The sequence below is a fragment of the Krasilnikovia sp. MM14-A1259 genome (assembly GCF_047159535.1).
Taxonomy (GTDB): Bacteria; Actinomycetota; Actinomycetes; order Mycobacteriales; family Micromonosporaceae; genus Actinoplanes.
The window spans coordinates 6,119,932-6,132,911 of sequence record NZ_BAAGAJ010000002.1; the positions used below are offsets into that span (position 1 = coordinate 6,119,932).

Below are 12,980 nucleotides of genomic sequence, written 5' to 3' on the forward strand. Positions count from 1 at the left end.
GCCCGAGGGTCGCGAGTCCCGCGGGGAGCTGGCTGACGGGCGGAGAGCTGTGGTGACTGGCAGGGTGCTGTGGACGCCACCGGCCGACGTGCGGGAGACCTCCCGCATGGGCCGGTTTCAGACGTGGCTGCACGCGGAGCGCGGTGTGCAGACGGATGACTACGCTGCGTTGTGGCGCTGGTCGGTGGAGGAGCTGCCCGCGTTCTGGCGCGCGATCTGGGACTACTTCGAGGTCATCGCGCACACCGAGCCCACCGCCACGCTGCCCGACCAGTCGATGCCGGGTGCGCCGTGGTTCCCCGGCGCCACGCTGAACTGGGCGGAGCACGTGCTGCGCCAGCCCGGCCTGGCCGACGACGACCCGGTCGTGCTGGCGTATTCACAGTCCCGCGACCCGATCACGCTCACCGCCGCGCAGTTGCGCGAGCAGGTGCGGCGGGTCGCCGCCGGGCTGCGCCGCCTCGGCGTCGGCCCGGGCGACCGGGTCGCGGCGTACGCGCCGAACATCCCGGAGACGTATGTGCTGCTGCTGGCCACGGCCAGCCTGGGAGCGATCTTCTCGTCCTGTGCCCCCGAGTTCGGCGCCCGCAGCGTCACCGACCGCTGGACGCAGATCGAGCCGAAGGTGCTGGTCGCGGTCGACGGCTATCAGTACGGCGACAAGGCGATCGACCGCCGCGACGAGGTGGCCGCGATCCGGGCGGCCCTGCCCAGCGTCGAGCACCTGGTCACCATCGGCTATCTGCACGGCGGGGGCGACTGGGACCAGCTGGCCGCCGACACGGACGAGCCGCTGACGTTCGCACCGGTCCCGTTCGCCCACCCGCTGTATGTGCTGTATTCCTCCGGCACCACCGGGCTGCCCAAGCCGATCGTCCACGGCCACGGCGGCATCCTGCTGGAGCACCTGAAGATGCTGGCCCTGCACCACGACCTGGGCCCGGGGGACCGGTTCTTCTGGTTCACCACCACCGGCTGGATGATGTGGAACTTCCTGGTCTCCGGCCCGGCGGTGGGTGCGGCGATCGTGCTGTTCGACGGCAATCCGGGCTGGCCGGGTCTGGACGGGCTGTGGCGGCTCGCCGCGGAGGCGGGCGTCACCTACTTCGGCACCTCCGCGCCGTTCCTGCTCGCCTGCCGAAAGGAAGGGCTGGTGCCGCGGGAGGTGGCCGACCTGCGGCTGCGCGGGCTCGGCTCGACCGGTGCGCCCCTGCCGCCCGAGGGCTTCGCGTGGGTGTACGAGGCGGTTGGCGCGGACCTTCAGCTCCAGTCGCTGTCCGGCGGTACGGACGTGTGCACCGGCTTCGTCGGCGGTGCCCCGCTGCTGCCGGTGATCGAGGGCGTCATCTCCTGCCGGTGCCTGGGCTCGAAGGTGGAGGCGTTCGACCCGGCGGGCAACCCGGTCATCGGTGAGTTGGGCGAGCTGGTGGTCAGCGCGCCGATGCCGAGCATGCCGGTCGGGTTCTGGAACGACCCGGACGGCCGCCGGTACCGGGAGGCGTATTTCGACGTGTTCCCCGGCGTGTGGCGCCACGGCGACTGGATCACGATCGCCGAGGACGGCACCTGCGTGATCACGGGCCGCTCCGACGCGACGCTGAACCGCGGCGGCGTCCGGCTCGGCACCAGCGAGTTCTATTCCGTCGTCGAGAGCCTGCCCGAGATCGTCGACTCGGTCGTCGTGCACCTGGAACGCGCCGGCGACCCCAACGGCGAGTTGCTGCTGTTCGTGGTGCTGGCGGACGGCCTCGAGATGGACGACGCGTTGCGCGGCCGGATCCGCGGGGAGCTGCGTTCCAGCCTGTCCCCGCGGCACGTCCCGGACGAGATCCACCAGGTGCGTGCGGTGCCGCGCACCCTGTCGGCCAAGAAGCTGGAGGTGCCGGTCAAGCGCATCCTGACCGGCACACCGGTGGAGTCGGCCGCGGCCAAGGGCGCACTGGTCAACCCGGAGTCGCTGGAGGCCTTCGCGCAGCTCGCCAAGGAACGCGGCGCCGATCAGTCCTGACCGGCACGCTCGGCGCGGCTGGCGTCCAGGAGGGCGCGGCGGTCAGGCCAGGGTGACCGTGACCTTCTCGGTGTCGGCCCGGGCGGCGAGCCGCTCGGCGTCGAGGTGGGCGCACAGCACCACCGAGGCACCCGCCAGCAGCGGGGCGAGCAGCCAGTCGACCGGGTCCGGGTGGACGGCCGCGTCGATCAGGACCCGGTCGCCCGCGCCGAACCCGAGTTCGACGGCGCGCCCCGCGGCCGCCCGGCAGACGGCGTCGTGTCCGAGGTCCCCGACGGCGGCGTCCGGGGGGCGCACCGGGGCCACGGCGGCAAAGCGGTCGCCGTACTGGCGTACCTCGGTCACGTAGTCGGCGAACCCGGCGGGGAGTTCCCGCAGCGGCATGGCGAGCGGCAAGAGCCCGGTCGCGTACCGTTCCCCGGCGGTCCAGGCTTCGGCCTCCGCGGCCCGCTCCGGTGTCGCGAACAGGACCTCCACGGGCTGCGGGCCGTCTCCGGAGGCCACCGTGAGCCCTGCCGACCAGCAGCCGAGCAGGACGGCGGCGGTCTGCCAGTGCGGCGGCAGCAGGACGGCGGCGGCGTCCCCGGGCCCGGTTCCGACGCCGTCGCAGAGCAGGTTCGCGGTCTTGGCCACCCAGTTGTCCAGGGTGGCGCCGGACAGCTCGGCCCGGTCGCCGGTGGCGTCGTCGTAGAACGTCAGCAGCGGCACCGTCGGGTCGCGTCGCACCGCATCGGCGAGGCCCGCGGGGATCGTGGTATTCATCGCCCTCGACGATACTGGCGTCACTCTGCGTAGCGTTGCGGTCTCGCCGTGACGGATCCGTGTGCCGGTGCGGCCAAACCGGATAACACCCCGGTGTCGCGGTCCACGCGGCGGTGCGGGTGCGGCGTAGGCTTGCCAGTGGCCAGGCCCACACCCCCCAAGGAGTCGCCTCGTGACCGCCGGTCGAGCGCCCCGAGTCCTCGTCGACGCCACCAGCGTCCCCGCCGATCGCGGTGGCGTGGGCAGATACGTGGACGGACTGCTCGGTGCCCTCGGCGCCATGGGCACGGACCGGTTCGACCTGGCCGTCGTGGCCCAGCGTACGGATGCGGAGCGTTACTCCCGGATGCTCGGCGACGCCGAGGTCATCGCGGGTCCCGCGGCGGTGGCGCACCGCCCTGCCCGGCTGGCCTGGGAGCAGACCGGCCTGCCGCTCCTGGCCCAGCAGGTCGGCGCGCAGGTGCTGCACGCGCCGTTCTACACCTGCCCACTGCGGGCGGGCTGCCCCGTGACCGTGACCGTGCACGACGCGACGTTCTTCACCGAGCCCGAGCACTACGACAACACCCGGCGGACGTTCTTCCGCAGCGCGATCAAGACGTCGTTGCGCCGCGCCGCCCGGGTGATCGTGCCGAGCAAGGCGACCCGCGACGAGCTGATAAGGCTCCTCGACGCCGACCCGACCAAGATCGACGTGGCGTATCACGGGGTCGACGCGGCGGCGTTCCATGCGCCCACGGATGAGGAGAAGGCGCGCGTGCGGGCCCGGCTGGGGCTCGGCGACTCTGCGTACGTGGCGTTTCTGGGCGCCAAGGAGCCCCGCAAGAACGTGCCCAACCTGATCCGCGGCTGGGCCCGCGCGGTGGGCGACTGGCCGACCCCGCCCGCGCTGGTCATCGCGGGCGGCCAGGGTCATGACGACGACATCGACCGGGCGGTCGCCGAGGTGCCCTCCCACCTGCGGCTGCTGCGCCCGGGCTACCTGCGGTACGCCGACCTGCCCGGCTTCCTCGGCGGGGCCGCGGTGGCCTGCTATCCCTCGTTCGGCGAGGGGTTCGGGCTGCCGATCCTGGAGGCGATGGCGTGTGCGACCCCGGTGCTGACGACACCCCGCCTGTCGCTGCCGGAGGTGGGCGGCGACGCCGTCGCGTACACGACGGAGGACCCGGACCGGATCGCCGAGGACCTGGCGAACCTGCTGCACGACGAGCCGCGCCGGCTCACCCTGGCCAAGGCCGGGTTCGACCGGGCGAAGGAGTTCACCTGGGCCTCCAGCGCGGAGGTTCATGTCAACGCCTGGCTGCGAGTGGCCGGCGGGTGAGGGCGGGGCAGCCTGCCTAGACAAACTTCGTTACACTGCGTGCACATGACTGACGAGCAGGGCGGCCTGTACGCCGTAATTCCCGCAGGTGGCAGTGGCACACGTCTATGGCCACTGTCCCGCGCAGGTCACCCAAAGTTCTTGCATCCGTTGACCGGGACCGACGCGTCGCTGTTGCAGGCGACCGTGCACCGGCTCGCCCCGCTGAGCGACTCCCAGCACGTGTACGTGGTCACCGGCGTCGGGCACGCGGCCGCGGTCTCGCGGCAGCTCGCCGCCGTGCCCGAGGAAAACATCCTCGTCGAGCCGTCCCCGCGCGACTCGTGCGCGGCCATCGCGCTCGCGGCCGCCGTGATCGCCCGGCACGACCCCGAGGGGATCATGGGCGCCTTCGCCGCCGACCACCTCATCGCGGACTCCGACCACTTCATCGAGGTGATCCGGCACGCGATGGCCGGTGCCCGGCAGGGCCTGCTGATGACGCTCGGCATCACCCCCACCCGCCCCGAGACCGGGTACGGCTATCTGCAGTGCGGCGACCCGGTCGGCGCCGGCCCGGTGCGCTCGGTCGAGGAATTCAAGGAGAAGCCGTCGTACGACGTGGCCGAGGGCTACGTGAAGTCCGGCCGCTACCTGTGGAACGCCGGCATGTTCGTCTGGCGGGTGGACACGTTCCTGTCCGAGCTGTCCCGGCAGCAGCCGCAGCTGGCCGCCGGGGTCTCCCGGATCGCCCAGGCGTGGGACGGCCCGGACCGCGAGGAGGTCCTGGGCGAGGTCTGGCCGACCCTGCCGCGGATCTCCGTCGACTACGCGGTGATGGAAGGCGCGGCCGCCGCCGGGCGGGTCGGCACCGTCCCGGGCGACTTCGGCTGGAACGACGTCGGCGACTTCCACACCCTCGGCGAGGTGCTGACCGCGGACACCGCCGGCAATGTCGTGGTCGGCCACGACACGGACGCCAAGCCCGGGGTCCTGCTGCGCGAGACGGAGAACCTGGTCGTGGTGCCCAACTCCGGCCGGCTCGTCGCCGCACTCGGGGTGCGCGACCTCATCGTCGTGGACACTCCGGACGCGGTGCTGGTCTGCCCCCGCGATCGCGCCCAGGAGGTCAAGTCGCTGGTCGACGAGCTGAAGGACAAAGGCGAGCTCGGCTACATCTAGGCCCGGGTCAGCGTCAACGTCAGGGCCGCACCATCCGGCACGGCCGTCGAGCCCAGCCCCTCGGCGGCCAGCGCGGCCCGGACCCGGTGTACGTCCGCGCCGAGACGCAGCAACGCGGCGGGTGAGGCGTCCGGCGCGGCGAAGCGCAGCACCCCTGCGGACTCCCCGACGTGGGTGCCCGGCGCGAGCATGTCCTCAACCGCCGCCAGCGCGCGGGCCACGGCAGCCGGGTCGGCCGGCACGCCACCCGCGGGCGCGTCGGCGAGCCGGGCCGCGTCTCGCAGCCCCGCCGCCCGCGCCTCGGCCGTACCCAGGGAGAACATGTCGCTGTCCGGGTCGCGGACCAGGGCGGCGGCGCCCGGGCCGTCCGCGATGCCCGTACCCGGGAAGCCCCGCACGACCGCGACCGGGACCTGCGCGCACTTGCCCTTGACCAGTTCCCCGGCGGCGGCCAGTTCGTCGATGACCGCCATCTCGGTGAGCTGCAGCTCGTTGCCGTACGGGTCGATCTCGCCGCGGTGGTCCCGCACCGGGGCGATCCCCGCCGCGCCCAGCGCCACGTCCGTGAGGCCGTTGCGCCACGCCCGGCCCATCGTGTCCGACACGATCACGGCCACGTCCAGGCCACGCCCGGCCAGCGCCGCGCGCAGCGCGCGGGCCGAGGCATCCGGGTCGGCAGGCAGCAGCACCAGGTGGGTCTTGTCGATATTGGACGCGTCGATGCCCGCGGCCGCCATGACGAACCCGTGATGGGTCTGCACGATCGCGGTGGGCCCGCGCCGGGCCACCACCCGTGCGGTCTCGGCGGCCAGCACGTCCGCCCGGGCGGCCTCGCGTTCCGGGCCGTCCGCGGGCACCTCGACCAGCCGCCCCTCGGCCTTCGACACGATCTTGCTGGTGACGACGAGGATGTCGCCGTCGCGCAGCCAGGGCGCCGCGCCCACGATCAGCGCGGCCAGGTCGTCGCCGGGCATCACGTCGCCGATGCCGTGCACCGGCAGAATCTCGAGGCCGCCGATCGGCCCGCGCTCGCCGTCCATCAGCTCACCCCCGCGAGGTCCAGGGCGGCGGCGACCATCGCGGCCGTCGCCCGCTCGTCACTCATCCACAGCGGCACCGCCCGGGTGCGGACCCCCGCCACCTCGGCTACGGAGTCCGCGGTGTCGACCAGCCAGCCGTCGAGCAGGCCGCCGCCGGTGCGCGCGCCGTACAGGCCGCCCACCCCGGCCGCGCTCACCTCGACACCGACCGTGGCCAGGCAGCGGTCCGCCATGCCGCGCACCGGCGCGCCCGCGATCACCGGGGAGACCCCGACCACCGGTGCCGGGCCGTCCGCCACGGCCTCCCGGATTCCAGGTACGGCGAGGATGGGCGCGATGCTCACCACGGGATTGCTCGGCGCCAACAACACCACGTCGGCCGCCCCGATCGCCTCCGTGACTCCCGGGGCGGGCTTGGCCGCCTCGGCGCCCACGAAGACGAACCGATGCGTCGGCACGTCGCCGCGATAGCGCACCCACCACTCCTGGAAGTGGATCGCCTTGCGCTCGCCGTCGACGTCGGCCACCACATGGGTCTCCAGCCGCTCGTCGGTCGCCGGCAGCAGCGTGACGCCGGGCTGCCAGCGGTCACACAACGCGGTCGTGACCTGGGACAACGGGTAGCCCGCGGTCAGCATCGTGGTGCGTACGAGATGGGTGGCGGTGTCCTTGTCGCCCAGCCCGAACCAACTCGGCTCGGCGCCGTACTTGGCCAGTTCGTCCTTGACCACCCACGTCTCGCCGGTGCGCCCCCAGCCCCGCTCGGGTTCGGCGGCCCCGCCCAGCGTGTACATGACGCTGTCCAGGTCGGGGCAGATCTGCAGGCCGTGCAGCCGTACGTCGTCGCCGACGTTGACGACTGCGGTCACCTCGGCGCCGATCTCCCGGGCATGCGCGCGCACCCCGACGAGGAAACGCGCGCCGCCGATGCCACCGGTAAGGACCACGATCCGCATCCGACCATGATTGCGCACGACCGTCCGATTCACCGGACCCGGGGGACCGGTGTGACGTGCGTATCCCGTTTAGAGTGGGCGCCGTCCCCGCCCGCGTTCCCCCTCGTCAGGAGTCGCCGTGACCAGCCAATCCGAGCCTCCGGGCGAGGTACGCCCGGCCCTCGCGCACCTGCGGCCCTTACGTGATCTGGCCGTGTACGCCCTGGTGGGCCTGCCGGTGGTGCTGCTGTTCGTGGCGCTGCTGCGGCTGATCCCGTCGGACGTGGGGGAGCAGTTCACGAGCCGTACCCAGGGCAGCTTCTACGATTTCGTGAACCTGCCCGTGCTGCTGTTCCCCATCGGGGCGGTGCTGCTGGCGCTGATCGGGCCGCGGCATCCCAAGGCGCGACTGATCACGCTGGTCGCCCTGGTCGAGTACGCGATCGCGGGATTCCTCGGCGTGGTGTTCGGCATCCTGGTCGGACTTGTCAAGATTGCCGGGTTCAGCGTCCGGTCGGCGTTCGAGGAACTTCTGGTGCGGGTGGCGTGGCTGGCGGTGCTGACCATCGCCACGTACGCGGTCTGGGAGCTGTGGCGCAACCTGTTCGCGGCCCCCAAGCCCCAGCCCGGCGTGTACGGCCAGCCCGTGTACGGCGTCCCCGGCACGTACCCCGGCCAGCCCGGCTACGGCCCCGCCCCGGCCCCGCCCGCCCTGGCCCAGTTCAGTCCGGCTCAGACGAGTCCGGCGGCGCCGAGCCCCGCCCAGTTCAGTCCGGCCCCGCCCGCCCCAGCCCAGTTCAGTCCGGCCCAATCCAGTCCGGCGGCGCCGAGTTCGGCCCAGTTCAGTCCCGCCCCGCCCGTATCGGCGCAGGCGGGCGGTACCTCGGTGAGTCCGACCATGCGGTGGGGTGTGGCCGAGGGCGGCGCCGCTCAGCCGTGGGGTGCGACCGCGGGCGAGTCCGTGCCGGGCGCGCCCGTGGCAACCCAGCCCGCGTCGGCCTATCCCGGGACCATCTATCCGGCCGCTGCCCCGTCCGTGCCGGCTCAGCCGGCCGTGGGGTTCACACCGGAGCTCGGCCGCCCGACGACATACGGCAGCCCTCCGCCGACGATGTACGGCAGCCCCCAGCCGCAGACCTTCGCCGACCCGACCCAGGTCGACGCGACGGACACGCCTGACGACCATACGCACGTGGTCTCGGACGAGCGTCCCGGCTTCGGCCCCGCAGGCGAGGACCCGCCACGCCGCTGAGCGATACCCGCTGCCCCGCGGGTCAGTCGACTCGCCCGGTTCGCTGCCCCGGGGTCAGTCGAATCGCCCGGTTCGCTGCCCCGCGGTCAGTCGGCTCGCCGGGTCGCTGCCCCGCGGGCTCGCCGGTTGCCGGCCGTCGGGTACCGGCTCGCCGGTACTGGCCGGCTGGTACGCCGCCCTGCTGGTCTGTTGCGTCGCAGGTTCGTCGCGTCGTCGGCCGTGTGCCGCCGGTCGTCGGGCGGGCAGCTGACGCCGACGAGTTGCCTTTAGCTCTGATGACGCAGGTGGATCACCGATCGCTCCGATGGCGCACGTGGATCACGAAGGTCCGAGTCGGCGGGTCACTACGGATGGATCAGGCGGCCCACCTCGCGTCCTGGCGAATCGGTCGCCCGTGGTGCCTTGGCCTCCCGATTCATGGGTGGATCAGAGTTGTAGTGTCTCGGGCCGAGCGGTCGTGTCGTGGCTGCCGGTTCATGGGTGGATCAGAGCTGTAGTGTCTCGGGCCGAGCGGTCGTGTCGTGGCTGCCGGTTCATGGATGGATCAGAGCTGTAGTGTCTCGGGCCGAGCCGACGTGCCCTGACCTCCGGTTCATGGATGGATCAGAGCTGTAGCGCCTCGCGCCGACCCGACGCGCCCTGACCTCCGGTTCGCGGACCACAGTGGCCTACCGGCTCCGGGCCGCGTGATCCGGCACGACGGCGGCCGGAACCCGACAACTGCTCGGCTGCGGGCGCGCCGCCGGCTGACGTGGTCCGCGACACGGGCAAACGTGGTCCAGGACACTGCGCAATCGTCCACGACTGTCCGGCGGTCGGCCCGCGATACGGCCTAGGCTGCACGGGTGGCAGACGTGGAACCGGTACCCACCGAAGCGAGCATAAGGCGGGCGCTGCGCCGGGCCGCCGACGGCAGGGCGCTCGACGTGGACGAGGCCGCGACGCTGCTCGCCGCGGGCGGTGGGGCGCTCGACGAGTTGCTGGCGCTGGCGGGTGGTGTCCGCGATGCGGGCTTGCGGGAGGCCGGCCGGCCCGGCGTCGTGACGTACTCGAAAAAGGTGTTCATCCCGCTGACCCGGCTGTGCCGGGACCGGTGCCACTACTGCACTTTCGCGACCGTGCCGCACCGGCTGCCCGCGGCGTTCCTGGAGCGTGACGAGGTGCTCGCGATCGCCCGCCAGGGCGCGGAGCAGGGCTGCAAGGAGGCGCTGTTCACGCTGGGCGACCGGCCCGAGGAGCGCTGGCCCGCGGCGCGGCAGTGGCTGGACGAGCGCGGCTACGACTCCACCCTGGACTATGTGCGCTCCTGCGCGATCGCGGTGCTGGAGGAGACCGGCCTGCTGCCGCATCTCAACCCGGGCGTGCTGAGCTGGGGGGAACTGCAGCGGCTCAAGCCCGTCGCGCCCAGCATGGGGATGATGCTGGAGACGACCGCGACCCGGTTGTGGTCGGAGCCGGGCGGCCCGCATTTCGGATCACCCGACAAGGAGCCGGCGGTGCGGCTGCGAGTGCTCGACGACGCGGGCCGGGTCGGGGTGCCGTTCACCACGGGGATTCTGATCGGCATCGGCGAGACCCGGGCGGAACGGGCCGACGCCATCTTTGCGATGCGCCGGACGGCCCGCGAGTTCGGTCACATCCAGGAAGTCATCGTGCAGAACTTCCGCGCCAAGCCGGACACCGCGATGCGTGGCATGCCGGACGCGGAGCTGCGTGAACTGGCCGCCACCGTGGCCGTTGCCCGGCTGGTCCTCGGGCCGCGGGCCCGGCTGCAGGCCCCGCCGAACCTCATCGAATCCGAGTACGACCTGCTGCTGCGCTCCGGAATCGACGACTGGGGCGGCGTGTCGCCGGTGACCCCGGATCACGTCAACCCGGAGCGGCCGTGGCCGCAGATCCAGGAGCTGGCCCGGCGCAGCGCCGCCGCTGGTTTCGAGCTGCGGGAACGGCTGACGATCTACCCCGAGTACGTCCGGCGCGGCGAGAGCTGGCTGGACCCGCGGCTGGCGGCGCACGTGGCCGCGCTGGCCGACCCCGAGACCGGGCTGGCCCGCCCCGACGTGCTGCCCAAGGGCCTGCCGTGGCAGGAGCCGGACGAGGCGTACGCGGCGGGCGGGCGTACCGACCTGTTCGCCACGATCGACACCGCGGGCCGTACGGGCGACCGGCGCGGCGATTTCGACAGCGTGTACGGCGACTGGTCCGAGGTGGCCGCGCACGTGCCCACCGCACCGGACCGGGTGGACTCGGACGTGCTGGCGGGGCTGCGGCTGGCCGCCGAGGATCCGGCGGCACTGCTGGATCCGCGGCACGAGGACAAGGCGCTGGCGTTGTTCCACGCCGACGGTCCGGCGTTGGACCAACTGGCCCGCCTCGCCGACGACCTGCGCCGCGACGCGGTCGGCGACGACGTCACGTACGTGGTGAACCGCAACATCAACTTCTCGAACGTGTGCTACGTGGGGTGCCGGTTCTGCGCGTTCGCCCAGCGTGAGCGGGACGCGGACGCGTACCGGCTGTCCGTGGAGCAGGTCGCGGACCGGGCGGAGCAGGCGTGGCGCGACGGCGCCAGCGAGGTGTGCATGCAGGGCGGGATCGACCCGAAGCTGCCGGTCACCGCGTACGCGGAGCTGGTTCGGGCGATCAAACAGCGGGTGCCGGGCATGCATGTGCACGCGTTCTCCCCGATGGAGATCGTCACCGCGTCCGCGAAGGCCGGGGTGAGCGTGCGGGAGTGGCTGACCGGGTTGCGTGAGGCGGGCCTGGGCACGATCCCCGGGACCGCGGCGGAGATCCTCGACGACGAGGTGCGCTGGGTGCTGACCAAGGGCAAGCTGCCCACCGCCACCTGGGTGGAAGTGGTGTCCACCGCGCACGAGCTGGGCATCCGTTCGAGCAGCACGATGATGTACGGCCACGTCGACCACCCGCGCCACTGGCTGGGCCATTTCCGGGTGCTGGCCGGGATCCAGGACCGGACCGGCGGGTTCACCGAGTTCGTGGCGTTGCCGTTCGTGCACACGAACGCACCCATCTATCTGGCCGGCATCGCCCGGCCCGGCCCGACGTGGCGGGAGAATCGCGTGGTGCACGCGATGGCCCGGGTGCTGCTGCACGGCCGGATCCCCAACATCCAGTGCTCGTGGGTCAAACTCGGCGACGACAGGACCCGGGTCATGCTCGACGGCGGCTGCAACGATCTCGGGGGCACCCTGATGGAGGAGACGATCTCCCGGATGGCGGGGTCCGAGCACGGCTCGGCCCGTACGGTTGCGCAGCTGAAGGAGCTGGCCGCGGCGGCCGGTCGCCCGGCGGTGGAGCGCACGACGGGATACGGGCGACGCTAGATAACAAATCGGGCTAAATTGGACGCGACGCGCCGACGCGCCGTTACTTTCGGGTGTCTTTGGGAGATAGGGCAGGAACGGGACTCCGAGGCGTCCTGGGCACCTCGGGGAAACGGGCCTATTTATCAGGTTCGGCTTGACGACGCACGTCTTACACGCGTGTAATTTCGGTGGGGTTGTGGGACAGGTGCTGGGGAAATGCACCGGTTCCGCAAGAAACACGCCGCGTGCGTGGGGGGTCAGTGCCGGCATTGCCGCCGGCGCGGAAAAGGAGGCACGCCGATGATGGTGGAAGCGCAGGTTGAGGGCATCGACCTGCTCGGGGACGCCCCCGAGTGGCAGGAGCGGGCCCTGTGTTCGCAGACCGATCCGGAGGCATTCTTCCCGGAGAAGGGCGGCTCGACCCGGGAGGCCAAGCGGATCTGTGGCCGGTGCGACGTCAAGGCGGAATGCCTGGAGTACGCGCTCGGCCACGACGAGCGTTTCGGCATCTGGGGCGGGCTGTCGGAGCGCGAGCGCCGCAAACTCAAGCGCCGGGTGGCCTGACCGCGACTTCTCCTGCGGCGCCGGGGGCGGCCCGTCAGGTCAGTTCGTCAGGATCCACACCCAGCAGGTTGGCGACCTGCTCGATGATCACGTCGTGCACCAGGTCGGCGAGATCCTCGCGATCCATCGCCCGGAACTCCAGCGGCCGCCGGTACAACACGATCCGCGGCGGCAGCTCCTGCCTGCCCGGCCGGCCGGGCAGCAGTCGGGCGAGCGGCACCTCGCCGTCCTCCAGCACATCCGAGTCGTAGACGTTCAGCTCCGGCGGGACGTCCTCGACCGCGAACTCGACGCCGGCCAGCTCTTTGGCATACCGGCGCTCCAGGCCCTCGACTGTGTCCAGCACCAGATCGTCGAAGATCTCCGCTTTCGTGCGGGCCAGCGGCACCGTTGCCGGGACGAGCCGCCCGCGGAGGCCACGGCCGTGCCGGTCACGGCGGGCGGGACGCCCGGGACCAGCGGAACGCGCGGCCCGACCAGGCTCGGCGACACGGCCCGGCTCGGCGGCGCGGCGGCGGTCGGGGCTGGTCGTCACGTACCCAAGCCTAGCCCTCCCGCCGCGCGGGGCGGGGGCGGCGCAGCCCCGCGCGTTGCGTCGCGCGAATTCG

The 12,980-nt window shown here is 72.4% G+C and carries 10 protein-coding genes; 6 read left to right on the forward strand and 4 right to left on the reverse strand.

The window, feature by feature from the left end; genetic code table 11:
• Window positions 1-49: 49 nt before the first annotated feature.
• Window positions 50-2,008, forward strand: coding sequence for an acetoacetate--CoA ligase (locus ACMCNK_RS27800; protein ID WP_412739293.1), 1,959 nt, complete (start codon window positions 50-52; stop codon window positions 2,006-2,008).
• Window positions 2,009-2,050: 42 nt separating this feature from the next.
• Here ACMCNK_RS27800 and ACMCNK_RS27805 read toward each other — a convergent pair whose 3' ends face one another.
• Window positions 2,051-2,770 (reverse strand): TIGR03089 family protein, encoded by a 720-nt coding sequence (locus tag ACMCNK_RS27805; protein WP_412739294.1) that lies wholly within the window; start codon window positions 2,768-2,770, stop codon window positions 2,051-2,053.
• 172 nt (window positions 2,771-2,942) lie between these two features.
• Between ACMCNK_RS27805 and ACMCNK_RS27810 the strand changes: the two genes are divergently transcribed.
• Window positions 2,943-4,091, forward strand: coding sequence for a glycosyltransferase family 4 protein (locus ACMCNK_RS27810; protein ID WP_412739295.1), 1,149 nt, complete (start codon window positions 2,943-2,945; stop codon window positions 4,089-4,091).
• 45 nt (window positions 4,092-4,136) lie between these two features.
• A complete protein-coding gene (locus ACMCNK_RS27815) occupies window positions 4,137-5,252 on the forward strand; it encodes a mannose-1-phosphate guanylyltransferase (RefSeq protein ID WP_412739296.1) in 1,116 nt (371 codons plus the stop codon).
• Here the strand turns inward: ACMCNK_RS27815 and ACMCNK_RS27820 are convergent.
• Both ACMCNK_RS27820 and cofD read right to left on the reverse strand, forming a co-directional pair.
• A complete protein-coding gene (locus ACMCNK_RS27820) occupies window positions 5,249-6,292 on the reverse strand; it encodes a coenzyme F420-0:L-glutamate ligase (RefSeq protein ID WP_412739297.1) in 1,044 nt (347 codons plus the stop codon). The two genes, ACMCNK_RS27815 and ACMCNK_RS27820, sit on opposite strands and share 4 nt — an antisense overlap.
• The gene (gene cofD / locus ACMCNK_RS27825) at window positions 6,292-7,248 is read right to left on the reverse strand and encodes a 2-phospho-L-lactate transferase (protein WP_412739298.1); all 957 of its coding nucleotides are present in this window, start codon (window positions 7,246-7,248) and stop codon (window positions 6,292-6,294) included. Before cofD ends, ACMCNK_RS27820 begins: the two co-directional genes overlap by 1 nt.
• A 118-nt stretch (window positions 7,249-7,366) precedes the next feature.
• Between cofD and ACMCNK_RS27830 the strand changes: the two genes are divergently transcribed.
• The 3 genes from ACMCNK_RS27830 (at window position 7,367) to ACMCNK_RS27840 (ending at window position 12,372) form a co-directional block, all read left to right on the forward strand.
• Complete coding sequence (locus ACMCNK_RS27830) at window positions 7,367-8,479, forward strand: hypothetical protein (RefSeq protein WP_412739299.1); 1,113 nt, start codon at window positions 7,367-7,369, stop codon at window positions 8,477-8,479.
• Between the two features lie 845 nt (window positions 8,480-9,324).
• The gene (locus ACMCNK_RS27835; RefSeq protein WP_412739300.1) at window positions 9,325-11,826 is read left to right on the forward strand and encodes a bifunctional FO biosynthesis protein CofGH; all 2,502 of its coding nucleotides are present in this window, start codon (window positions 9,325-9,327) and stop codon (window positions 11,824-11,826) included.
• Between the two features lie 285 nt (window positions 11,827-12,111).
• The gene (locus ACMCNK_RS27840; RefSeq protein WP_412741018.1) at window positions 12,112-12,372 is read left to right on the forward strand and encodes a WhiB family transcriptional regulator; all 261 of its coding nucleotides are present in this window, start codon (window positions 12,112-12,114) and stop codon (window positions 12,370-12,372) included.
• A gap of 34 nt (window positions 12,373-12,406) precedes the next feature.
• Here ACMCNK_RS27840 and ACMCNK_RS27845 read toward each other — a convergent pair whose 3' ends face one another.
• On the reverse strand, window positions 12,407-12,760 hold the full coding sequence (locus tag ACMCNK_RS27845; RefSeq protein WP_015619225.1) for a metallopeptidase family protein: 354 nt from the start codon (window positions 12,758-12,760) through the stop codon (window positions 12,407-12,409).
• Window positions 12,761-12,980: the final 220 nt, after the last annotated feature.